Genomic DNA, 25,318 nt, shown 5'->3' with positions numbered 1-25,318 from the left:
ACCGGGCAGGGTCATCCTGCCGGCTGTAAAAACGTGAGCTCCGTTTTTTGTACACAATAGATTCTGTTTTTGCCTTATCTCTATTGTTATTAATTAGATACCCCAGGTGATAAAAAGGTTCTCTTATAATTTCACATAAATTTTTTCCAGTAACTGTGAGGGTACTGAGCAGTTACACAGATATTATAAATAGTCCTCACCGCCACATGCAAGTTAAAAAACCTGGCACAGGGCTTCACAGGTTCTCTCTGCAAGACAAAAAAGCACCTGTCAGCCCGGATATTACCGAGCCGCAGGTGCTGCCTTCTCAACATTTCTTATTCTCTGGTATTTTTTTCTACTATCTTTACAATCCTGTCTGCTTCCTCCCTGCTCTTAGCCTCCGCCAGAATAAAAAGGCCTTTGGAGGAAAGCTGTTCCATGGCAGGCTCTATCTCTTCCGGTTTTAAAAGCAGAAGAAGGCCTTTTCCCTTTTCCTGGATTTTTTTGAGCTGGTCTATAAACTGCAGCGGCGAGGGCTGTCCCACCACACTGGTCCACTGGATCATACGCAGCTTCTCAACAGACAGCAATGTATCCAAATGCCGGATCTGCTCCATTCCGTCGAAATGATAAAGAGGATATTCAAGAAATCCGCTCTGCTTCTCCAACTCTCTTCTCGCGTATTTTTCATAGATATCATTGGAAAACATTACGGAAATATCACACTGTATCTGTCCGTGTAACCCGGGTGCCCAGGTGCGCAGCCATCCTATTGTACTGCCTCCATGGTTACAGTCTTCCACAATTTTGTATGTCTCTTCCAATCCGGCCTCCCACATGCGCTGTATCCTGTCCAGGCATTCCCGGATGACCGCTTCATCTTCTGCAAGAAAATCCACCAACAGTTCCTGTGAGCCTCTCAGGGCAGCCAGAACATCCATATTGCCCGCCAGATCCGGCATGGAGATAAGATATTCTCCCCTGCACTCATCCCGGAAATATCTGGCATGCTCCAGTGTCTTCTGAAAAAGGAAACTGTTTTCATCGAAAATGATCCTCTCCGGATTCAGTTCGTCCTGCATAAATGGCGTGAACCATATGGTACTGGGTTCATAGCTCCATTTCATATTTTTTACAAACCCCGCATGGCCGGCAGGTCCCAGATTCAGGGATACCAGAGGGAAAGCATCTCCCGCATAATAAGTATTGTCCATATGACTGAGATTTCTTTGAAGCACTATCTCCGGGTCTGTCCAGTACCTCATCCTGTCTTCACTGCCCACCGGGAAAGCATCTATGGCCTGTCTCTTTTCCGGCTCCTCATATATTACGCTGACACAGCACCTGTCCAATATTTCATGGTTCCAGAGAGCTGTCATACGCTCTTTTATCCTATCAAAATCCACTCTCATTTACACGTACCTCATTTTCTCTCTGCGTTATATTTTTCCATAGCATCCTGGAATTTTGCTGCTGCGTCCTCGGGCGTGGTCGTTAAGCCGAATAGATCCTGACAGGTATCGAGATGCACCTGTCCTACTTCCGGCGGAAGATATTGGTCATACCAAAGCTGTGTAGCCGGCGCACGGTTCACTGCATCCAGAATCTGCAGACAGACAGGGTCTTTTATCATATCCTCCACACCTTTTACCGGAGGGATTTTTCCCTGTTCCACCATCAGCTCCACCATATCATCGTCAAAAAATGTCTCTATAAATTGGAATGCCGCCTGCTGTTTTTCCCCGGTACAGTTAAAAGTAAAAAACTGGTCTCCAATCGTTCCTATGACAATATCACCGTTCTCCTCTTTTCCCTCGATGGCAGGGAATGGAAACCATCCTACTTTTTCATAAAATTCCCCGCTCTCAGACTGCATGGTACTGGTATACCAGGAGCCCATGAGTATCATGGCAGCTTTTTCCTGATATAATAGCTGCCTTCCCTGTCCGTCCCCTTCACTCAGGCTGTTGACACCTTCCGGAAAATAGTTCTTTTCCACCCATTCCTGAATCTTCCGGCCGGCATAAAGAAAGCTCTCATCTTCAAAACTGCCCTCCCCTGCCACAGCTTTATCAAAGGGTTCCAGCCCTCCCTCCCGGGCGGCCAGGGACATAAAGAACATCGATCCCGTCCATTTTGCTTCATTTGCCAGGGCAAATGGGATTTTTCCGTTTGCTGCCAAAGTATCACTGACTTGCTCAAGCTCTGCTACTGTTTTGGGAACCTCCAGTCCATATTCCTGAAACATTTCCTTATTATAAAAGATACCGGCTATAGAGTCGTTCAATACGCCGATGGAATACATCTTCCCTTTGTACTGTCCCTGCGCGATAGCTGCCTCCTGCATCTTATCTTTGATCTGGCTTTTGTCAAAAAGTTCGTCTATGGGCTGCCCGTACCCTGCTTCTATGTATTCATTCATGGGTCCGCCCGACCAGTTGGCATAGAGATCCGGACATTCCCCGGAACTCATGGCTATCACTATCTTTTCCTTGTACACATCCGGCTCAGATGCAACGGACGTGATGTGATATCCGCTTTTTGTACTTTCATTAAATTTTTTTACTGCTGTCTCATAAATGAGTTTGTCTGTCTCTCCTGTACCTGTATTCCAGAACAGGATTTCTTTGCTGCCCTCTTCGTCTTGGCCGGAAGTGTCATTATCTGCACCCCCGCTGTTTCCCCCACACCCCGACAAGGCAAATACAGCGGATAATACCGCCAAGCCTGCCGTTATACTAAAACGCCTTTTCATTTTTTTCTTCCTCCTTGTAGTTTTGCCCTGAATTTATAAGTATATTATTACATTCACGGCGACACTCTACAAGATAGGAAGACGACAATAATTAGGACTATTCCGACATCTCCCCATTTTGCCTTCTTGTCTGACTGGGTGAAAGATGAAATCTCTTTTTGTAAACCCTGGCAAAATAAGAGGGGTCCTCAAAGCCTGACTCCTCCGCCACAATGCGGATGGGCCGCTGGGTGTTCATCAAAATCGTTCTGGCATGCTTCAAACGAAGCTCTGTCAGATATTCGATGGGAGACATGCCGCACTCCTCCGAAAATACATGCTCTAGCTGTCTTGGGGAAATTGTAACACTTTTGGCTATATCCGCAACTTTAATGGACGTATTGAGATTAGAACGGATATAATGAATGGCGCTGGCCAGTATCTTCATTCTGTCCGACAGATGCTGTTCTGTCCTGTAATTATTGGCAATGTAGGAGATAAGTGTCTTAACCCCATATTTTACTGCCACATAATACTGACCTCTGGCATCCCTGAGCTGTTCTATCAGAAAATCCGCCAACTGTTCCACCACCTTTACTGTTTCATCCTCCATGGTAACACGATAGGGGTATGCCAGATGGGGCAGCCATTCCGGCTGGATAAGAAACATATAGTCAAAGCCCTCTATAAAACGTAGTTCTTCATTCTCACCGAAGAGCAGCCGGGGATCATACATAATATTTATTATTTTCAGATCCTTATTATTTCTAAACCCATGCTTCACGTCTCCCTTGATGACAAATACATCGCCTCTTCCAAGGCGGTACACCTGCTGTTCCACAAGATGCTCTCCTGAACCTGACACCACGATCACGATCTCATCAAATTCATGGGTATGCTCCATAAAATCCTGGTTCACTGTGACCCGCTCCACATACATACTGTAATCCCGGAACGTCTGATATTCCTGTTTCAAATATTCTTTCTTTTGTATGAACATAAAAACCTCCCGTTTGATTCCCCATAGTATCTATATCATATACCAACAGAAAGAAAAAGACAGCCATATTCCAAAGAATATAGCTGTCTCACAAACATTTCCTAACAGTTCACTCTTTATCCCGCCAATTCTCTCCTGCGGAAAAGGATAAATCCGATTGCGGATACCCCCATCAAAATAGGATAAAACAGATACGGCATGATCGCAATAGGCGTCAGACCGGACAAACTGGCAGCAGCCAGAAGCTGGGCGCCGTAAGGGATCATTCCCTGGCCTACGGATGCAAAGATGTCCAGAAGGGATGCGCTCCTTTTTGGACTCACCTTGAACTCCTCACTGATCTCCTTTGCGATGGGACCTGCCATAACAATCGCCACCGTATTATTGGCTGTACAGCAGTCCACCAGCAGAGCCAGAATGGAGATACCAAACTCCCCGCCCCGCTCGCCGTTGATCCTTTTCTTGATCATGTTCAGGATATACTCAATACCACCGTGCTCCTTCACTAAAGCCACGATCGCCGCCACGATAATAGATATCACCGTGATATCATACATTCCGGTGATGCCGTCCCCCATCTTCTGGAACATTTCGCTGACTGCAAACGCGCCTGTGCCAACTCCCACAATAAGGGACAGCACAGTACCTGTTATCAGCACAATGAACACATTAATGCCGATGAGCGCGCCGATCAGAACGACCAGGTACGGAATTACTTTGATGATCTGGAAACTCAGATCGTCGTCAATGATCCCGGCATTTCCCCTGGCGATAATGAAGAAGATCACAGCGGTAATCACCGCTGCAGGCAGAACGATAAAAAAGTTCTCCCTGAATTTGTCCTTCATCTCACAACCCTGTGTCCTCACAGCCGCAATTGTGGTATCTGATATCATGGACAGGTTGTCACCAAACATGGCACCGCACACAATAGCTCCCATGCAGATGGGAAGAGGGATACCTGTCTTCTCCGCGATCCCCACGCCGATAGGCGCCATGGCTGTGATGGTACCCACACTGGTTCCCATAGAAATGGAGATAAAACAGCCAATGATAAAAAGCCCTACCACAGCAATGGATGACGGCATGATGGAAAGTCCCAGATTGACTGTGCTCTCCACACCGCCCGCCGCTTTTATGGACCCGGAAAAGGCTCCTGCTGCCAAAAAGATCAGGCACATGGTGACAATATTCTCCTCACCGATCCCCTTGGAGATGATTGCCACCTTTTCCTGGAATTTCACTTTTCGGTTCTGGAAAAATGCCACCGTAAGCGCGATCAAAAATCCCACGATCGCGGGCATAGTATAAAAGTCATGGAACAGAATACCTGCTCCGATAAAAATGATCAGGAACACCCCAATGGGCAAAAGTGCTATAGGATTCCCCCGCTTTTGCTCCTTCATGTAAAAACCTCCGAATTGTTTTTTCTTTGTATTGTTATACGTTGATCTCTGCAGTCATTCCCAGGATTTCTTTGTTGTCGTCCAGTACCGGCTGCACAACATTTTTCAGGAACGCCTCCACCTGTACCTGGGCACGTCCTGTATAGCGGGACGGCTCCATGGTCTTCTGCAGGTCTTCCAGGCTCATATTGAATGCAGGATCAGCGGCGATCAACTCCAGAAGGTTGTTCTCTTTTCCTTCCACTTTTACATTTTTGCCCGCTTCCATGGAAAGCTCGCGGATTCTCTCGTGAAGCTCCTGGCGGTCTCCGCCTGCTTTTACAGCATCCATCATGATATTCTCTGTTGCCATGAACGGAAGCTCACTTCTCAGACGTTTTTCAATAACTTTTTGATATACCACAAGGCCGTCCACCACGTTCAGGCACAGATCCAGGATACCGTCAATGGCCAGGAAGCCTTCCGGAACGGAGAGACGTTTGTTTGCCGAGTCATCCAAAGTTCTCTCAAACCACTGGGTAGCGGAAGTGACAGCCGGATTCAAAGCATCCACCATAACAAAACGTGACAGGGATGCAATACGCTCACTTCTCATGGGGTTTCTCTTATAAGCCATGGCTGAGGAACCGATCTGGCTCTTCTCGAATGGCTCTTCCACTTCTTTTAAGTGCTGCAGAAGTCTGATGTCATTGGAGAACTTGTGAGCACTGGCCGCGATACCTGCCAGTACATTCAGCACTCTGGTGTCCACTTTTCTGGAATAAGTCTGTCCGGATACAGGATAACACTCCTTAAATCCCATCTTCTCTGCGATCATGGGATCGATCTTGTCAATGGTCTCCTGGTCCCCGTCAAACAGCTCCAGGAAACTGGCCTGTGTACCTGTGGTTCCCTTGGATCCCAACAGCTTCATAGTGCTGATAACGTAATCCAGATCTTCCAGATCAAGCATAAATTCCTGCATCCACAGGGTCGCTCTCTTACCTACTGTGGTGGGCTGTGCCGGCTGGAAATGCGTAAATGCCAGAGTCGGAAGGGCTTTGTGCTCGTCCGCAAACTTTGCAAGCTCTGCGATGACATTGATCAGTTTCTTCTTGACCAGCTTCAGAGCTTCTGTCATCACAATAATATCTGTGTTGTCGCCTACATAGCAGGAGGTTGCTCCCAGATGGATGATCCCTTTTGCTTTTGGACACTGAACGCCGTATGCGTATACATGTGACATAACGTCATGGCGTACCTGTTTTTCTCTCTCTTTTGCCACGTCGTAGTTGATGTCATCCACATGGGCTTTCAACTCGTCGATCTGTTCCTGGGTAATATTTAATCCCAGCTCTTTCTCTGTCTCTGCCAGTGCGATCCACAGTCTTCTCCATGTGCGGAACTTCATGTCCGGTGAGAAAATGTACTGCATTTCTTTGCTGGCGTAACGCTCGGATAATGGGCTTTGATATCTATCTGTACTCATTTAAATTCTCCTTTTTTCTGTTTATCTGATAAAATAAAAAGGGCGCACGAGGCGCCTTCCGAGCCGGAAGGTGTCCCGGGCACCCCACTGATCAAGCCAGGCCCAGACGTTTGAATACTTCGTTGTATGCCTCTTCTACATTGCCCATGTCTCTTCTGAAACGGTCTTTGTCCAGCTTCTCGTTTGTTTCCACATCCCACAGACGGCAGGTATCCGGTGAAATCTCGTCCGCCAGGATGATAGTTCCGTCTGCTAATTTACCGAATTCAATTTTGAAATCGATCAGCTTCATTCCTGCATTCAGGAAATATTTGATCAGGAATTCGTTGATCTTTCTTGTATAATTTTTAATGGTGTCGATTTCTTCCTGTGTAGCCAGTCCTAATGCCAGTGCATAGTCGTCATTGATGAAGGGGTCGCCCAGGTCATCATCTTTGTAGCTGAACTCTAAGATCGGGCAGAGAAGCTGTTTGCCCTCTTCCACTCCCATTCTCTTGGAGAAGCTTCCTGCAGCCACGTTACGAACAATAACCTCTAAAGGAACGATGCTCACTTTTTTTACGGCTGTCTCACGGTCGCTCAGTTCTTCTACGAAGTGAGTCGGTACGCCTTCCTTTTCCAGCTGCTGGAAAACATAGTTGGTCATGCGGTTGTTGATAGCGCCTTTGCCTACGATCGTGCCTTTTTTCTCGCCGTTGAATGCTGTGGCATCATCTTTGTAATCTACGATCACAACGCCGTCTACGTCTGTTGCAAATACTTTCTTTGCTTTTCCTTCATAAAGCTGTTCTAACTTCTTCACCTTCGTACACCTGTCCTTTTTCCATAATATTAATTTCTCCCACCAGAGTGTACACAGCTTGCCGAAAGCAGTTTACAAACACTCCTTGGAGAAACGTTACGATACACAAGGAATTATATAACATCGGTTTTCAAAACACAAGCCTAAAATCCGGTGCTTCTGTGGTATTCTTTTGTGTATTTTTCCAAAACAGCCCCTATATCCTCCTGCTTCTCCTGGGAATCGGCAGCTTTTTGGGATTCCATCTCTTTCCGGATCTCCCTGCAGGTCTCAAGATCCGCACCCATTCTGGCACATTCTCCCTGCCACTGGGCCTCTTCCATGATCATCCTGCAGGCACACAGATAATGCTTCAGGATCCGTTTGGTGTGAAGCTTTTCATATGCCTTTTCAAAACAGGACTTGGCCTCATCCATCTGGAAAAGATGCAGATAGGCACAGCCCATATTGTGATAAATCTCTCCCTCATACTGTCCACCCAGGCCTCCGGTATCCACACTTCGGAGTGCGTCCTCGTAAATTCGTATGGCATTTACGAACATTCTGTTGTCAACCAGATAGTCACCTTTTTTCTTCTTGCGCGCCACATCGGGAAGCTGTTCCAAAACAACAAGTTCCTCATTCAGCTTTTTAAACTGCTCATGGGTCAGGTAATTGATCTCCCTGAATACAGCCAGGATAAAATCCCCTGCCCCCCGCTCCTCCTCCAGGATCCGGTACAGCTTCTGGTAGAGCTTTAAAAGTCCCAGCTCGTTCTTTATCCAGTCGCAGAGATGCTCATTGATGATCGTCTCGTCCAGCAGATAAATGTTGTGGTAGAGATAATAACATAATTCTTCTATGCTGTAGATATTCGTGCTGATGTTCTCAATATAAAACGGAAGGGAAGCCCGCTTTATCTGACATAATATGTATCCGCTCATCTCTTTCCTCCTACCACGCTGCTCTCTCGGTCCACATCAGGCCGCTTGAGGGGAACATCTCCCCGAATCCCAGATCCTGCACCAGAATAATGCAGGTGTCCGCAGATTCATACATGACATGTACCCTGAGTCTTGTAGTCCTGTCAGGCCTTTTCGGAAGTCCCGGCAGCTTCATGCAGTAATGTCTGACTTCCCCGCCCTCCATAGGCTTCACCATGAATTCCAGATCCTCTCTGCCGTCCAGAAGCAGTTCAAACTCATGCTCTGTCTCATACCAGTTTCTTCCCGCTTCAGCAACTGTATAATTCTTTTTTGCCCCCTGGACCAGCATTTCCATGCTCACATGGTTCTGCACCAGAGCATTTCCCACATACAGATATGTGCCCAGAAGCTTCTCCTCTGTCCGCTCTCTTGCCGCGTAGCAGGCGCCCTTCACATACATATTATTTCCATAATATACATGGCGCTGGTTCTTGCACAGAAGGGGCACGCTTCTCACTGCCCACTCCTTTGAAAAGCCGTTACCTACCAGATATATTCCCGCATATGTATCATTGCCGCAGGAATCCGCTATAAGCTGATAAAAATCCACATCTTTCTGGTCCGGGTCTTCGGGAAGGGTTATGGTCTTACCGTGCTCCACTGTGACCAGCATGGGTTTTTTCTGGCTGTCAACCACCATGCGGGAGAAAGAAACCTTTCCCTTTTCAAATGTGAAAAGTCCTGTCATCCGGTTCCAGTTGTCCAGTCTCTTGCTCATCACATAATAGTAAAAGCTCTCCTCATAATCCTGCAGAAGCACCTGTCCGGAGGTGAATTTCAGACGGCTGCACACTCTCTGAAGCTTGCGCACCAGCACCCGGTTCAGGTCCGGAACGGTTATCATCAGCGTTTTGATCTGTCTTGCCGGCTCTGCTACACCCAGAACGGACAGGCAGCCCTTTAGATAGATTTCCAGCAATTCCTCGGGTCTGTACCAGCCCCCGTCTATCTCCACCGGTTCTCCCTGTGCCCAGATTTCCAGCAGGTTGTCCACCGGGATTTCCCCCTCATGCATGGAAAAATAATCCGCCTCCATACCGAAGTGCCACACCTCTGTTCTGGGCCTTTTGGAAAGCCTGGTTGAAAATGTATACTGATTGCTGCCTGTCTTCACGGAAATGGAGACAGGCTCTTTTTCTTTTCTGTCATAATAGCAGATCTGGGAAAATTCCTTTCCCAGTTCCAGGCCTGCAATAATATTTCTTGTCTCATTCATGCCCTAGTCTGCCTCCTTATTCTATCAGTTCAAAGAGAGAGGAAACCCACGCTTCCTGCTGCCTGTACTGTCCAAGCAGTTCCATAAGCTCCTGCTCTCTCCCCTGCTGTTTCGCCGCCAGCATACGGTTGATCATCTGGTACTTGGTAGTCCCCTCCAGCTTTGCCTCCGGAACAGTGAGCTTGTTCTTTCCGGTCTCTTTAACTTCCCCGCCCGCTGAGACAGTAAAGTAATACTCCAGAACCTCACCGTAAAACAGGATAAATTCTTTATTATAAATACCCTGATACAGATTTTTCAGAGGTTCTTTTTTGAACTCTCCCGGCTCCCTGTCTGCCTGTAGCATGCGGTAGTAAATGGTCACATCCGCCCTGGGACTGGCCTGACACTGGGCAAACACCTTGTCTTCAAGCTGCATTCTCTGCAAAAGAGTTCTGGGAAGCTCCTGGAAGAAGGCGAATTTAAGCCCTGTCCTGGCACATATGGTCAGAATGGAACGGGCTGTCTCCACCCTGCTTTCTTCCCATTTATTATCCTCCGCATAGTATTTGAGAAGGGCCAGGTCACATACAATATCGTACTCCCATCCTTTTTTCCTCACATGCTCCAATGAGCGGAAAATAAACTCCTCCGCCTCTTTTCCCCCCACAAAATACTGGAAAGACGCAAAGCTTAAATATGCCAGTATCACCTGTTCCTTGCCGCTTAATTTTACGTAATCTTTCAGGACTGCAGCGTCTTTTGGATGATAGATCCTGGTAAACATACTGTATGTCAGAATGTCTTCCTCCAGCTCATACGCCTCTATGGAAAATCCCATGGAGCGCTCCCATACCCGGATCATCTCGTCTACAGGTCCTTCAAAATACTTGGTCAGATATTCAAGGACCACCTCATCATAGGTATTCTCCCTGAATATATGGTGAGCCAGTAAAAGCAGCTCCTCCTCGTATTCAAACTCCAGATTGAGTATCATACGGCTGCACAGCCTAAGCAGGTCTCTCGGGTCTATCTCCTCATACCCGTATTCACACAACAGATCATAAGCTCCCACATACATCCCCTGTTTGATCAAAATGGTGATGAGCAGGCTCTTGTTGACCTTTGCAAAGCTGTGAAAATCCATCTCTCTCAGATAATCCTTCAGATTGTCGTTGTCCATATGCTCCTCGTAGTAGAGAAGCAGACGTCTGCGCACTCTCTGCCTGTAATCCTCAGAGAAGCATTCCTCCCCGGAAACATCCTGGATGCAGGAAATGTTCTCTCTTGTTATGGGATTCTCGTGGTTCAGCTCACCGCAGGTGTAGAGCAGAAGTCCGGGGGTCCTGATCCCTTCAGCCAAAAGCTGTCTTGCCAGTTCTTTTCTCTCCAGAAGAGGCTGGATATTGTAATCTATGGTCTGGATATAACGTCTCTGCCTGTCGTCCTCAAAGACGATCCTGGCGTCCGGCGTGTAAATGGACACATAGGCCACTTTGTCCGTACAGGTATACGTCTGTTCTTCCCGGAAGGCCGCATGACGGACGATCACCCGGCGTATCTTGGGATCATCACAGTAAAGTCTGTGGGTGAAAAGCACCTTAGCAAGAGCTCTCTTCACTGCGGGATCATGGGAATTCAAACAGAATTCCTGATACACAACAGCGAAATCCTCATTCATCCTGCCCTCTTTGAGCTTCTCGCAGGCAAACTGTTCCATACTGCTTTTATAGCTTAGATAAGTGGTCTTGTCCACTTCCTTATTGCGTATCACATTGCTGTACACAAAGGCTTTTTTCGCGTCACTCAAGGTATTGTTATAGCTGAAATACATGCGGATCATGCGCGGAAGCATCTTCTGGTAATTGCGGCTCATGGTCTCAATATAATACTCATACAGCCTTGTGATCTTCAGCTCTTTTTCCACTGCCAGCTCATACCAGCGGAAGTATTCCTTCTTCCTGGGATCTCCCTTCATGATCAGCATACAGATGGAGCGCACCACGGCTGTAGATGGAAATTTCTCATAGATATATTCCAGGATCTCGTATACCTTCCGGCTGAAGTCCTTCATCTGTCCGGCCAGGTCTGTAGCTCTAAAAGCCATCTCCTCTGTCATAATGTCATGCCGCATGGCAAAGAGCAGCACCTGGATGGTAAAGGGGCTGATCCTGCGCAGCAGTGCCCCGTCCCCTGCTGCAATGCGGCACGCTTCCAGATAGAGAAACGGGCTTCTGCAGCCGGTTCTGTACTGCTCCTCCAGCAGATAGATCTTCTTGGACTGGGTCCGCACCTGTTCGGAGTCCGTCTTCAGCAGGAGATACAGCAGAAGGAAGCTGTCCTCCCTGCGCTGGTAAAGCTGATGGAGACGCACTACCATCTTCTCCCGGATATCCTGGCTGCAGCCCAATATGTCCTCCAGATAGAGATAAACCCCTTCTAACTCCTCCTCAGCCTGGATCCGGCTGTTGTCCTTCAGCTTATCAAAGGCTTCTCTTGCTTTGCCGTCCTCCCCGCATTCATGGTAGAACCACACTTCAAATAACTGGTGTTCTGTGGTGTAATGCCCGGTCTCCCGAAGCTCGATGAGAAGTTCTAAGGTCTTACTCTCCCACTGGCTTTTTGACAATTTTTCCAGGCTGTGATCCAGATAATCCCTTAAAAGCTCCAGTTTCTTTTTCTTCTCATAAGCCGTGACATTGACCTGGATCTTGCCGCTCTTGGAAGCCATGACCTCGTATACAAGGGTCTGGTAAACGGTTTTGATACAGATCCTGCCGTAATTCCTGCCCCGGCCCAGGTTCTCTCTGCGAATAATATACTCCAGCTCATAAACGCTGCCGATAAAATCCTCGTCCCGGATGGACTTTTTCTCCACTTCCAGAAAATCGCCTTCCACACTCACACTGGCCTTCAGATATCCCCATCCGCTTCTGCGCACACGGACGCTGTCCATAAGAGAGCTTTGCACCTCATAAATCTCCAGCTTTTCCTGCTCCAGATGAAGTTTCACAGGCTCTTTTTTGCCTGTACCGATGAGGAATTCCTCCAGATGCTGCCAGGTCACAGGGTTCTTGGCCATGGCATAATAGTAAGGCAGAACCTCCTGTTCCTCTTTCAGAAGTTCCGGAAAGGAATCGTCCAAAAACAGGTGGTACGCCTCTTTAAAATCCTTTTTCGCCAGCTCTGCAAAGGCATCCAAGTCCCTGATGGAGCCGGCTGACGTCTTGATGCGGCAGGGCTCTACCTGTATATGAAAGGGGATCCTGTGCTCACCGATGCTGGTACTCAGCACCACTTCTCCCTCAAAGGAATCCCCGGGATTCAGGCCTTTTACATCAGCTCCGTACGGAATCTCTATCTTCTCCCCGGTAAAACGCTCTTTTCCCAGAAGAAAACGGCGATGGGAAGAATAGGCGATCCCTTTTATGCGACTCCCGTTCTCTGCTGCTATTATCAGCTTTCCCCTGATATTTTCCCCTGCCTTTGTGCGCTCCCTGATCTCTTCCATGGACAGCAAAAGGCTTGGAACCTCGTATTCAAATCTTCCATTTATCAGTTGTTCTATTCTTCTCTTCAATGTATTTTACCCCGTTATCTCCCTGCCTGCAAAGGGCCGGAGAATCTCCGATTCTTAACTTGTTTTTGATGATCTATCCCACTATCCCCATAAGCAGAAGTGGGAAATCCTCGTTTATTATGTTGAACTATTTATTATATCCCGCTATAATGTGGGTAAGTATATATTTTCAGGTATAAATCCTGAATAGTACAATTATACACTACAAACGCATGGGGTGCAACCTCTGCCGCCCCTCCAATAACTCCATAAATACGAAAAATAAAAGGAACGGAGGCATTCATATGCTGAAACATAAAGATCATTTCCACGGCAGTGACCTGGAAAAAATCGAAGAAATATACGGGATCAAAAAGGAGGATATCACCAGTTTCTCCGCAAATGTAAACCCTCTCGGCATCTCTCCCCTTTTAAGGGAAACACTGGCAAGCCATGTAGATGCCATCTCCACCTACCCGGACCGGGACTACACAAAACTGCGAAAGAGCATCTGCGCCTACACCGGTGCCCAGTTCGAGAACATCATAGTGGGAAACGGCTCCACAGAACTTATTTCTCTGTTCATCCAGACTACCCATCCGGAAAAAGCGCTGATCCTGGGGCCTACCTACTCAGAATATGAAAGGGAGATTGCCCTGGAAGGAGGCCACACGCTCTATTATCCGCTTAAAGAGGAAAACAACTTCCAGATGGATGTAAATGATCTGTGTGCCCAGATGAAAGACGGCCTGGACCTGCTGGTGCTCTGCAATCCCAACAATCCCACAGCCTCCGCCATCTCCAGAAAAGACATGCGGAAGATCCTGGACGCTGCCCTGCAGTTCGGTATCGCAGTCATGGTGGACGAAACCTATGCGGAATTCGCCCCTGATGACAGGAAAATCTCTTCCATCCCACTCACCAACAACTACAACAACCTGATCGTGCTCCGGGGAATTTCCAAATTTTTCGCAGCTCCCGGCCTGAGACTGGGCTATGCTGTCACCGGCAACCCGGATTTACTGAAATACATCAACACCAAAAAGAATCCCTGGACCATCAACAGCCTGGCCGAGATTGCCGGCTGCATCATGTTCTCCGACAAAGAATACATTGAAAAAACCCGCACCCTCATCACCACAGAGCGCGAGCGCCTTCTCAGCCTTCTTTCTTCCTGGGATACCGTAAAGGTCTATCCCTCCTGCACAAACTTTATTCTTATGAAAATACTGAAAGAGGATGTAACATCAGATATGCTGTTCGACTGCTGTATAAGAAGAGGGCTTATGATACGTGACTGTTCCACATTTCCGTTCCTGGATTCTTCCTATGTACGGTTCTGCGTAATGAGTCCGGAGAAAAATGATGAACTGATGAAGGCTTTTAAGGAATTGCTTTAAAACATTTCATCGGGGGGAGATGTGTTGGAAAAAGGGACGGTATGTTGGGGTGGGGTGGTGGGCTCTGTTGGCAGCCAGCTTCATTCCCCTTCAACTAAGCCCTAACTTCGACTAAGACGCTCAGTAAAGACTTCGCGCCTAAGTCTCCGTAAGGGCTGGATTTTCAGGCTCTCTACCGCAATGTCTGCCAACAGAGCCCACCACCCCACCCCAACATCCCTGTTCTTCTCAACCGGAAGATAAAAAAACCGGCTACTCAGCCAGCAATAATAAAAGAGAATATAAAAAACAAAAAATAATATTTCTTTTTTTTTATTTCCTAAACCTGCGGAATAATGCGTAATACTGTGGCATAGTGACAAACAGGAAGGAGATGGGGGAGGGCCGGGGGAGGAAGATGCATGGGAACGATGTCTCAGTGGAGCGCCGCGGAGATCCACCTGCCCCAGCTGCTTAATGAAGAGGCCAGTGCCGATGAATTTAGCAGATGGGAGCAGGTTAGCTCCGTGGCAGCGGAACGCTTCGTTCACAGGCATCTTCCTCCCCCGGCCCTCTCCCATCTCCTTCCGTCCGCCTTATTCCCCATCATCCATTCAATTCCGCAGCCAACTTCCTCACCGTCTTCCCCAAAATCGGATGTCTCTTCCACCCCGCGATCTCCGCCAGCGGAACCAGCACAAAATCCCGCAGATGCATTTCCACATGCGGCACGATCAATTCTTCCGTATCAATGATCTCATCGTCAAACAGCAGCAGATCCAAGTCCAAAGTCCGCGGTCCCCAGTGTACCAGGCGCTCTCTTTTGGCGGCCTGCTCAATCTCATGCATCCGCTCCAAAAGCTCAAACGGGTTGTACAGAGTGCGCATGCTGAGACAGGCATTCAGGAAATCATCCTGTTCCACTCCGCCGTAGGGTTCCGTCACCAGGTAATCTGAAACTTTCAGTACCTTGCATCCAACGGTCTTGTCCAGTTCTTCCACAGCCATATCCAGGTATGCCTTCTTATCCCCCAGATTGGAGCCAAGGGCAATATAGGCGGTATGCCAACCCCTTGTTATCTTCACGGACACGGTTTTCAGGGGAAGTCCCACAGGTGCCCATGGTTTCTTTATTTCCAGGGTAACAGCCTCCAGATGGGCAATGCTTCTGAGCATCTCCTCTGCCAGATGCTCCGCAGCAGCCTCCAAAAGCTTGAAGGTATGCTTCTGCATATAAGATGTGATGAAATGACTCACAGCGCCGTAATCAATGGATGCCTCCAGCTCGTCTGTTCTGCCTGCCCGCACAGTATCTGTGTATAATATGGCTGAGACCATGAACTTCTGTCCCAGCTTATTTTCCTCGGGAAATACACCGTGATTTGCAAATATCTCTAAATCCTCTATGGTTATCTTATCAAATTTTTCCAGATTCATATGCTACATTCCCTTTCTTTCCCGCAGGATCGCCTGAGTCATGCGAATGGCGCGCAGGTTTTCTTTTATATCGTGGACTCTCACAAAGGCCGCTCCTTTTTCCACACCCATGACAGTGGTCACAAGGGTGCCCTCCACCCTCTGATCTGCGGGCAGATCCAGAGTATTGCCGATCACGGATTTTCGGGAGGTTGCCAGAAGAACAGGATATCCTATCTCCTTCAGCATTTCCAGATGATTTATGGCTGTCAGATTGTGCTCATAATTTTTTCCGAATCCCACACCCGGATCCAGGATGATCTTATCCTCTGCCACACCTGCTTCTCTTGCGATCTCTGCGCATTCTCTCAGGTCCATACACATATCCTTCATAAAATCCGTGTACTCTGCCTTCTCTCTGTTGTGCATCAGACAACAGGGAACCTGATAACGGGCGGTAAGTTCCGCGACCTTTTTGTCATACTTAAAGCCCCATATGTCATTTACCATATCTGCCCCTGCTTTTAAGGCTGCCTCCACTACCTGGCTTTTGTAGCTGTCTATGGATACGGGAATGTCAAAATCCTGCTTCAGCATCTCAATGACAGGCACAACCCGGTCAATCTCCTCCTGCACAGTGATCTGCTGATGACCCGGGCGGGTTGACTCCCCTCCCACGTCAACAATGGCTGCCCCCTCGGCAATCATATCCGCAGCATGCTGTCTTGCCCTCTCCATGTCGTTCCACTTTCCGCCGTCTGAAAAGGAGTCCGGGGTCACATTTAAGATACCCATAATATAGCAGTCATGTTCTGTGTCAAATATCCTGTTTCCGATTTTCATTTCCTGTTGTCTCCTTTTTCCTGTATTTTTACTGCCGGAAAGCGTTTAAAACTGCTCTCTGCATACTGTAACCCGCAGCTTGCAGGAACCCCTTCCCAAACGCACTCCGGCGCAGTCTATATCTTCTGTTTCTTCAATACGCTCACACTGTCAAATACATGTTTTTCTTTTCCGCACTCCATTTGCACTCTGCCTCTGCAGGGCAGGAAAAGCAGCACCTGGAACCCTTGTCCGCCCGGTAGAGGATTCCCGCCAGATCTCTGGCAGCTTTCACGGAGGCATCCCGGTGTCCTTTGATGGCATCCAGGATCTCCTCTGTCTCCGCATCTGAAAACCCGCACTCCCTAAGTATGGGGCCTGCGATCGTCACTCCGCCCTCATGGTGGGGAATGCCCTCTGTGTACTGCAGGCCTCTGCCTATATCGTGCAGAAGGGCTGCCGCGTAGATCATGTCTTTTGAAATACCCAGACCCATCTCCAGATTCTCAATATACGCAAGTCTTGCTGTATCCAACAGATGCCGGACCCCGTGACCGCAGAAAATACGTTCCCGCTCCAGCTCTTCTATATTATGTAAACCACTTTGGTAAACAGAATGATTCCATATCCTGTTTACCCTTGTCATATCCCTGCTCTTATCTTTCAATTTCCGGTCCTCTTTTGCCCATATATCGTAATAATACTGTCTAAACTTATTCTTTTTATCAGCAGTCCAACATTCGGTAAAAGGAATTCTGCAGGCTTTCATTGTCATCAAAGACACCTCTTGTCACCACAGATACCGTTTTTGTTCCCGGTTTTTTAATTCCCCGCATGGTCATGCACATATGCTCTGCCTGCACCAGCACCATCACACCCTTTGGCTTCAGCTCCTCCATAAAAGCATCCGCGATCTGGGCTGTCAGCCGCTCCTGAAGCTGGAATCTCTTGGCAAACACCTCCACTGTCCTGGCAATCTTGCTCAGACCCACCACTTCCCCGTTGGGAATATAGGCAATGGCCGCGTTCCCATAGAAGGGAAGCATATGGTGTTCACAGAATGAATAGAAATGAATATCCTTTTCCATCACCATATCATTGTTGTCCACATGGAAACGTTTTTTCAGGTGCACACCGGCATCGTCCGTATATCCACCTGCCAGTTCCTCATACATGCGGGCAATCCTGTCCGGTGTCTCCAAAAGTCCTTCTCTGTCTACATCCTCCCCGATCCCTTCCAGAATCAAGCGTACTCCCTCTTTTATCTTATCCTGGTTCATGTTTTTTCTCCCTCCATGGCCTGTACTTCCCGGTCAAGCTCCCCTAAAAAGGACAGGGAGCCAAACGCTACGATCACATCATCTTTCTGTACATTTTCCATACTTTTTTCCACCGCTTCCCGTATGCTGCCCGCTGCCTCCACACTGGGATTGACGCTTCTGACCGCATCCCTTAGCTTCTCTGCCGGAAGTGCCCTGGGATTGCCCGGTGTCTGTATGGTGATAATATGCTTTGCCAGAGGCGCTGTCATCCGGATCACACTCTCATAGTCCTTGTCCGCGAACACACCGAAGATAAAATGCAGGTCTCTCCCTTTAAAATAAGTCTCCAGTGAATCCTTCAGCACCTTGGCCGCAGCCGGATTATGGGCACCGTCTATGACAACCACCGGGTTTTTGTGGATCACAGAAAAACGCCCTCTCCAGAAAGCTTCCTTCATGCCCTTTCTCACCTGTTCCTCTGACAAATCATATCCCAGCTTCCGCAAAGCCTCCACAGCCTCCAGCGCCAAAGCCGCATTGGTCACCTGATAGGTTCCCGCCAGCGTGATCTCCACATTCTCCCAGTTCTTATATGTAAAGGTCTGTCTCTCATATCCATACTGCACATCCCGAAAGGCAGCCGGGTCCACAACTGCCAGTCTGCAGTCTTTTTCACGGCACACCCGCTGGATCACTGCGGCCGCTTTCGGGTCCTGTTCCGCACTCACCACCCATGTGTGCGGCTTGATGATCCCCGCTTTATTCTCCGCGATCTCCTGAAGTGTTCCACCTAAAAACTCCATGTGGTCCATGCCAATGGAGGAAATCATCTCTATCACAGTGGTATTCACCACATTGGTGGCATCCAGAGTACCTCCCAGTCCTGTCTCCAGCACTACGATGTCACATTTCTTTTCTTTAAAATACAAAAAGGACAGGGCAGTCTCCACTTCAAATACCGTTGGATTTCCCTTATTCTCTGCCTCCATGGCATCCACTGCCTCTTTGACGATGGTCACCAGGGCAGCCAGAGATTCCCTGTCTATCATTTCCCCGTCCACCTGGATCCGTTCCCGGTAGGCATAGAGGGTGGGAGAGATGTACCGGCCTGTCCGCAGGCCCGCTCCGGAAAGGATTGTAGACATATATGAGAGTGCTGACCCCTTTCCATTGGTACCGGAAATATGGATAAACTTCAGATCATCCTGGGGATTTCCAAGCCGCATGAGCAGCTCTCTCATGTTATCCAGACCAAGTACACTTCCGTATTTGGACACTTCATCCAAATATACTCTTGCTTCTTTGTAATTCATGTATCTCCTATCCGAGGCGGCCCTCTTTTTTGTCCGTCTCTATATCGTTCCCATTATATTACTTTTCGCCTGTGTGTTCAAGAAATATATCACCGCAGCCACTGTTTAAAAACAGCGCTGCGGTGATATGGAAACTCTAATATTTTTTTAGGTCATCCTCATCTTCCTGATCGATCTCCTTTAATCGGATGACAAGCACTGCGATCAGCACGCCTATGGCTCCGATCCCTGCCAGTACGAAAAATAACCCCATGGGCGCAAATCCATCCAGATTCGCAGTCCCCAGCAAACCGGACACCGCCCACAATGTGATCAGCAGACTCACGACGATTGCTATAATAACAGGTGCTATTTTTTTCTTCACGGCATATCCCTCCCTGTCCTATTCTTACTGAAAGTCAAACAGTGACATCTGATTGGAATCCGGCAGATCACCAAACAGCCCCAGATCATCCATAAGGTCGATAACTGTCTTGCTGACCTTGGTCCTGTTCCGGAAATCATCTTTTGAAAGGAACTCCCCTTCTTCCGCAGCGAGCACCACGGCGTCGGCGGCCCTGTCTCCCAAGCCCTCTATGGTGTCAAGAGCCGGCATCAGTTTATCATCCATGATCTGAAAGGTATGGGCATTGGCCTTATAAAGATCTATGGGCACAAACTCAAATCCTCTTGCGTACATCTCCTGCACGATCTTCATATCCCTGTAAGTATCCTGCTCCTTCTTGCTCAGCGTATCCTTGCGTTTCTCATAGTCATCCATAAAATACTCCAGCTTCTCTTTTCCCTGGCACATCAGCTCATAGGAAAAGGCCGTTGCTCGGATACTGAAAAATGCCGCATAGTATGCCAGCGGATAATAGATCTTACAGTAGGCAATTCTCCATCCCATCATAACGTAAGCCGCAGCATGGGCCTTTGGAAACATGTACTTGATCTTTTTACAGGACTCAATATACCAATCCGGCACATCGTGAGCCTTCATATCATCGATCCAGTCCGGCTTCAGCCCCTTTCCTTTACGCACACTCTCCATGATGGTGAACGCCTGCCCGTGCTCCAGTCCCTTGTTGATCAGGTAGATCATAATATCATCCCTGGTACAGATACAGGTTGTGATGGTCGCCGTCCCTGATTTGATCAAATCCTGGGCATTTCCCAGCCACACGTCTGTGCCGTGGGACAGGCCTGAAATACGCACAAGATCAGAAAAAGATGTAGGGTTGGCGTCGATCAGCATCTGCATGGCAAAATCCGTTCCGAACTCCGGAACACCCAGACAGCCCAAAGGACAGCCTCTGATATCATCCGGTGTGATTCCCAATGCATCCGTATTTTTGAAAAGAGACATAACCTCTTTGCTGTCCAGAGGGATCTCCCTGGCATTGATGCCGGTCAGATCCTCCAGCATACGGATCATTGTGGGATCATCGTGTCCCAGTATATCCAGCTTGAGCAGGTTGGAATCAATGGAATGGTAATCAAAATGTGTGGTGATGATATCGCTGTTCATATCATTGGCCGGATGCTGCACGGGTGTAAATTCCTCAATGTCCCAGCCAATAGGAAGAACAATGATACCACCAGGGTGCTGCCCTGTGGTTCTGCGGACCCCTGTGCACCCCTGCACGATCCTGTTGATCTCACAGTACCGCTTGCGGCTTCCCCGCTCTTCAAAGTAATTCTTCACATAACCAAATGCCGTCTTCTCCGCAAGTGTACCGATGGTACCCGCCTTGAAGGTCTGCCCTGCCCCGAAAATAACCTCCACATACCGGTGGGCTTTTCCCTGGTAATCGCCTGAGAAGTTAAGGTCAATATCAGGCTCTTTATCTCCCTTGAATCCCAGGAACGTTTCAAAGGGAATGTCAAAGCCCTCTTTTGTCAGCGGCTTTCCGCACACCGGGCAGTTCTTATCCAGCATATCGCAGCCGGCCCTGCCGGAGTAAGCCCGTACCTCCTCGGAATCAAAGTCACAGTAGTGACAGGAGGGACAATAATAGTGGGGGCTAAGAGGATTTACCTCGGTGATACCTGACATGGTGGCTGCAAAGGAGGAGCCTACGGAACCACGAGACCCTACCAGATAACCGTCACTGTTGCTCTTCCACACCAGTTTCTGAGCAATCATGTACATAACCGCATATCCGTTTGAGATAATGGAGTTCAGTTCCCTCTCCAGACGCTCCTCAACCACTTTCGGCAGCTCCTCCCCATATATTTCATGGGCTTTGCTGTAACAGATCTCCCTCAGCATTTCATCAGAGTTTTCAATGACCGGAGGACACTTTCCCTTGTGGATGGGTGATATCTTCTCAACCATGTCCGCGATTTTATTTGGATTGGTGATGACAACCTCCTCCGCCTTCTCACTTCCCAGATAGGAGAATTCATCCAGCATCTCCTCCGTGGTATGCAGGTACAGCGGCGGCTGCAGATCCGCGTCATCAAAACCTTTTCCCGCCATAATGATCCTTCGGTATACTTCGTCCGACGGATCCAGAAAATGCACGTCACAGGTAGCCACCACAGGCTTATTGAACATTTCCCCCAGCTTGACGATCTTCCTGTTGACTTCCCGCAGGTCATCCTCGTTCTGGATATCCGTCCTGTCCTCATCCCGGAGCATGAAGGCATTGTTGCCGATGGGCTGTATTTCCAGGTAATCATAAAAGTTCACCAGTCTGGCGATCTCCGGCTCAGGTCTTCCGTTTAAGACCGCCTGATACAGCTCTCCGGCCTCGCAGGCGGAGCCTATCATAAGCCCTTCCTGGTATTTCAGATACACGCTTTTGGGAATCCTGGGCCTCCTGTGATAATAGATCAGATGGGAATCTGACACCAGATGATAAAGGTTCACTCTGCCCGTGTCATTTTTTGCCAGGATAATGGCATGGTAGGTGGGCATTTTCTGCACTGCGTTTACAGAGACCGCTCCCTTCTCGTTAAGCTCATCCAGGGTATGAATATCCCGCTCCTCACACATGGTGATAAACTTCTGGAAAATCTGGGCCGTACATTCCGCGTCGTCCACAGCCCTGTGGTGGTGCTCCAGGGATACCCCCACTGCTTTTGCAACCGTATCCAATTTAAAACGGTTTAGCTGCGGAAGCAGAAAACGTGCCATTCCCACTGTATCCACAGAAGTGTAATCTGTCTCAATTCCCAGATCCTTGCAGTTCTTTTCGATAAAACTCATATCAAATTCCGCGTTGTGGGCAACCATGACAGCCCCTTTACAGAACTCGGTGAAGCGGGGAAGGATCACATCTATGCTGCCGGCACCTGCCACCATACCGTCGTTGATACTGGTGAGCTTCTCAATCCTGAACGGAATGGGTATCCGGGGATTTACAAATTCTGAAAAGCGCCCTACAATCTTGCCGTCCTCCACCCGGACCGCGCCAATCTCAATGATCTTATCCCTGAGTGCCGAAAATCCTGTGGTCTCTATATCGAATACCACAAAGGTTCCACGCATGGACTGACCTTTGCTGTTCTGCACAATGCCCTTCATGTCATCCACCAGATAGGCCTCTACACCGTAGATGACTTTAAAATCCGCATCCGGCGGTACAACGCCTCCCCAGGAGTCAAAGCAGTGGTTGGCCTCCGGAAACGCCTGCACTACACCGTGGTCTGTGATGGCAATGGCCCTGTGGCCCCACTCATAAGCACGCTTGATAATGGCCTTTGCATCTGACACGCCGTCCATATCGCTCATCTTGGTATGGCAGTGAAGCTCTACTCTTTTTTCTGGGCTGGTATCTGCCCTGGAACTGGTAAAAGGGGCAATCTTCTTGATCCCCACCACACTTCCGATAGTCAGTTCACTGTCATACCGGTCAATGGTGGTCACACCTTTCAGTTTCAGGAAAGCTTTCTCCTTCACACCTGCCAGGATCTCCTCTACCTGGTCATTTCTTGCAAACATTTTCACTGTGATGGAATCTGTAAAATCCGTGACGGCAAAAATAATGATGGTCTTCTCATTTCTGATTTCTCTGGTCTCCAGGGTCATGATCTGACCGCGGATGCAGACCTCACCCATCTCTGTCTGGACACTTTCCAGAGGGATCGTCTCATCGTCAAAGTCCCTGCCGTAGAGTACATCAGGATTGTCCGAACGCTTGATGCTGCGCTTGTAATCGCCGAAACTGCGGTCGCCCTTTCCAAAGCTTTTCCTGCCCTTTCCGTCCTTTCCTTTTTCCTCCTTCTGGCCTTTTGGACTTTTTTTCTCCTCTGCAGGCGCTTTACCGGCAGAAGCGTCTTTCTTTTCTTCTTCCTTCAAAGCTTCCGAAGCAGTACCGGCACCTTCCTCCAAAAACTGGTCCGGTTCCTCCTGCTGCTGCCCGAAGGAAGACTGCTCGATCACATGGGCAGCCTCCTGCATAATGCGGATTTCACTGTTTTTGCGGACTTTGCTCTCACTGGCCTCCACATATTCCGGTTCCACGATCAGAGAAAAAGGACATCGCTCGCAGAACACCTTCTCGATATAGGATACAAGTTCCTCCTCTCGGCTTTTTGCCAACACGGAGGACTGCATTCTAAGCTCCATCTTCTGTTCCTCCGGGAAGGAGATCTGGGCAGTGCGGAACATATTGTACACAAGTATGCTGTAGTTTTTCAGCTCCATAGACATGGATGTCCGGTAAGCGTCAAAAAACAGCTTTGGGGTATACTGTCCGGTCAGGGTGAACTTCTCAATGATCTTCACCGACATAGGCACACCGGGAAAAAACTGGTTTCGTATGGTCTCTTCCAGGGAATAGATATATTTTTTATGGATCCACTGTCTGCTCCGGATATAGATCCTGATATGGTCTTTTTCCGGATTGACGGCAACTTTAGTCACCACTACCTCTTCCAACAGGGCAGAGAGTTCCCGCCCTGCCTCCAGATCAGGGAAGACATCCAGAAAATTCTTTTCCATCATTAAGCTTCCTTTCTGTAAAACACTAGTTCTCCCAGTTTTCCAGTTCCTGCCTGAGAACTCCCAGCAGTTCCGTCTCCGGAACCTTTCTGATCACTTCTCCTTTTTTGATCAGCAGTCCCACACCCTTACCGCCTGCGATACCAATGTCCGCTTCTTTTGCCTCTCCCGGGCCGTTCACCACACATCCCATGACAGCCACTTTGATATCCAGCGGGAACTCCTGCACCATGGTTTCCACCTGGTTCGCAAGTCCTATCAGGTCTATCTGCGTTCTTCCGCAGGTTGGACAGGACACCACCTCGATGCCTCCCCTGCGCAGACCCAGTGTCTTTAAGATCCTCTTTGCCGACTTGATCTCCTCCACCGGGTCTCCTGTGAGGGATACACGGATGGTATCACCGATTCCCTGGTACAGGATAATGCCAAGGCCCACAGCGGATTTGATATTGCCGGAATACAGGGTGCCAGCCTCCGTGATCCCCACGTGAAGGGGATAGGCTGTCTTTTCTGCCAGAAGTTCATGGGCTTTGACGCACATGAGAACATCGGAGGACTTGATACTGATGACCATATTGTCATAATCAAAATCCTCAATCATCTTCACCTTGTCAAGAGCGCTCTCCACAAGCCCCTCCGCAGTCACACCGTGATACTTCTCCACCAGCTCTTTTTCCAGGGAGCCTGAGTTGACTCCCACACGGATAGGAATATTCCTCTCCTTTGCAGTGTCCACAACAGCCTTTATTTTTTCGGGTCCGCCGATGTTTCCAGGATTGATGCGGATCTTGTCCGCCCCGTTCTCCATGGCTGCCACAGCCATTTTATAGTCAAAATGAATATCCGCCACCAGGGGAATATGAATCTGTTTTTTGATCTCCCTGAGCGCCTCTGCCGCCTCAATATTTGGAACCGTACAGCGAACGATCTCACACCCTGCTGCCTCCAGCGCATGGATCTGGGCCACTGTGGCCTTTACATCCTCTGTTTTCGTGTTGGTCATGGACTGGATCAGGATCGGGTTTCCCCCGCCTATTTTTTTGTCTCCTATCTGTACCACTTTGGTATGGTCACGATACATC

18 protein-coding genes are annotated in these 25,318 nt (G+C 48.6%); 1 reads left to right on the top strand and 17 read right to left on the bottom strand.

Going from position 1 to position 25,318, the window contains the following annotated elements; all coding sequences use genetic code 11:
- Positions 1-317 precede the first annotated feature (317 nt).
- The 9 genes from BLCOC_RS06185 to BLCOC_RS06145 form a co-directional block, all read right to left on the bottom strand.
- Complete coding sequence (locus BLCOC_RS06185; protein WP_115624727.1) at positions 318-1,394, bottom strand: hypothetical protein; 1,077 nt, start codon at positions 1,392-1,394, stop codon at positions 318-320.
- 11 nt (positions 1,395-1,405) lie between these two features.
- A complete protein-coding gene (locus BLCOC_RS06180) occupies positions 1,406-2,737 on the bottom strand; it encodes an extracellular solute-binding protein (protein ID WP_115624726.1) in 1,332 nt (443 codons plus the stop codon).
- Positions 2,738-2,834: 97 nt separating this feature from the next.
- Entirely contained in the window at positions 2,835-3,716 is an 882-nt protein-coding gene (locus tag BLCOC_RS06175; RefSeq protein WP_115624725.1) for a helix-turn-helix domain-containing protein, read from the bottom strand.
- A 116-nt stretch (positions 3,717-3,832) separates the two neighbouring features.
- The gene (locus BLCOC_RS06170; RefSeq protein WP_115624724.1) at positions 3,833-5,122 is read right to left on the bottom strand and encodes a Na+/H+ antiporter NhaC family protein; all 1,290 of its coding nucleotides are present in this window, start codon (positions 5,120-5,122) and stop codon (positions 3,833-3,835) included.
- 34 nt (positions 5,123-5,156) lie between these two features.
- Complete coding sequence (gene purB / locus BLCOC_RS06165; RefSeq protein ID WP_115624723.1) at positions 5,157-6,590, bottom strand: adenylosuccinate lyase; 1,434 nt, start codon at positions 6,588-6,590, stop codon at positions 5,157-5,159.
- Positions 6,591-6,681: 91 nt separating this feature from the next.
- Positions 6,682-7,392, bottom strand: a complete 711-nt coding sequence (gene purC / locus BLCOC_RS06160) for a phosphoribosylaminoimidazolesuccinocarboxamide synthase (RefSeq protein WP_115624722.1) — start codon at positions 7,390-7,392, stop codon at positions 6,682-6,684.
- A 143-nt stretch (positions 7,393-7,535) separates the two neighbouring features.
- Positions 7,536-8,315, bottom strand: a complete 780-nt coding sequence (locus BLCOC_RS06155) for a tetratricopeptide repeat protein (protein WP_018594286.1) — start codon at positions 8,313-8,315, stop codon at positions 7,536-7,538.
- Positions 8,316-8,325: 10 nt separating this feature from the next.
- Complete coding sequence (locus BLCOC_RS06150; RefSeq protein ID WP_115624721.1) at positions 8,326-9,573, bottom strand: DUF5716 family protein; 1,248 nt, start codon at positions 9,571-9,573, stop codon at positions 8,326-8,328.
- Positions 9,574-9,589: 16 nt separating this feature from the next.
- Positions 9,590-13,132 (bottom strand): DUF5717 family protein, encoded by a 3,543-nt coding sequence (locus BLCOC_RS06145; RefSeq protein WP_242999040.1) that lies wholly within the window; start codon positions 13,130-13,132, stop codon positions 9,590-9,592.
- Between the two features lie 284 nt (positions 13,133-13,416).
- Between BLCOC_RS06145 and BLCOC_RS06140 the strand changes: the two genes are divergently transcribed.
- Complete coding sequence (locus BLCOC_RS06140) at positions 13,417-14,511, top strand: pyridoxal phosphate-dependent aminotransferase (RefSeq protein WP_018594289.1); 1,095 nt, start codon at positions 13,417-13,419, stop codon at positions 14,509-14,511.
- A gap of 585 nt (positions 14,512-15,096) precedes the next feature.
- On the opposite strand, the gene folK is transcribed toward BLCOC_RS06140, so the two are convergent.
- The 8 genes from folK to ispG all read right to left on the bottom strand — a co-directional run bounded on the left by folK (position 15,097) and on the right by ispG (position 25,317).
- Entirely contained in the window at positions 15,097-15,927 is an 831-nt protein-coding gene (gene folK / locus BLCOC_RS06135) for a 2-amino-4-hydroxy-6-hydroxymethyldihydropteridine diphosphokinase (protein ID WP_174717645.1), read from the bottom strand.
- Positions 15,928-15,930: 3 nt separating this feature from the next.
- A complete protein-coding gene (folP, locus tag BLCOC_RS06130; protein WP_115624720.1) occupies positions 15,931-16,749 on the bottom strand; it encodes a dihydropteroate synthase in 819 nt (272 codons plus the stop codon).
- A 142-nt stretch (positions 16,750-16,891) separates the two neighbouring features.
- Positions 16,892-17,503: an HD domain-containing protein gene (locus BLCOC_RS06125; RefSeq protein ID WP_322255280.1), complete on the bottom strand. Its 612-nt coding sequence runs from the start codon at positions 17,501-17,503 to the stop codon at positions 16,892-16,894.
- On the bottom strand, positions 17,454-18,008 hold the full coding sequence (gene folE, locus BLCOC_RS06120) for a GTP cyclohydrolase I FolE (RefSeq protein ID WP_029470181.1): 555 nt from the start codon (positions 18,006-18,008) through the stop codon (positions 17,454-17,456). The genes BLCOC_RS06125 and folE overlap by 50 nt, the downstream gene beginning before the upstream one ends.
- The gene (locus BLCOC_RS06115) at positions 18,005-19,303 is read right to left on the bottom strand and encodes a bifunctional folylpolyglutamate synthase/dihydrofolate synthase (RefSeq protein WP_115624719.1); all 1,299 of its coding nucleotides are present in this window, start codon (positions 19,301-19,303) and stop codon (positions 18,005-18,007) included. The genes folE and BLCOC_RS06115 overlap by 4 nt, the downstream gene beginning before the upstream one ends.
- A 136-nt stretch (positions 19,304-19,439) precedes the next feature.
- Complete coding sequence (locus BLCOC_RS06110) at positions 19,440-19,667, bottom strand: hypothetical protein (RefSeq protein ID WP_115624718.1); 228 nt, start codon at positions 19,665-19,667, stop codon at positions 19,440-19,442.
- A 24-nt stretch (positions 19,668-19,691) separates the two neighbouring features.
- Positions 19,692-24,236 carry a PolC-type DNA polymerase III gene (locus BLCOC_RS06105; protein ID WP_115624717.1) on the bottom strand — a complete coding sequence of 1,515 codons (4,545 nt, stop codon included), beginning with the start codon at positions 24,234-24,236 and terminating at the stop codon, positions 19,692-19,694.
- A 25-nt stretch (positions 24,237-24,261) separates the two neighbouring features.
- Entirely contained in the window at positions 24,262-25,317 is a 1,056-nt protein-coding gene (gene ispG, locus BLCOC_RS06100; RefSeq protein WP_115624716.1) for a flavodoxin-dependent (E)-4-hydroxy-3-methylbut-2-enyl-diphosphate synthase, read from the bottom strand.
- Between the last annotated feature and the right edge of the window lies 1 nt (position 25,318).

It is taken from the genome of Blautia coccoides (assembly GCF_034355335.1).
GTDB classification, from domain to species: Bacteria; Bacillota; Clostridia; order Lachnospirales; family Lachnospiraceae; genus Blautia; species Blautia producta.
This window is presented reverse-complemented; position numbering and strand designations above follow the sequence as displayed.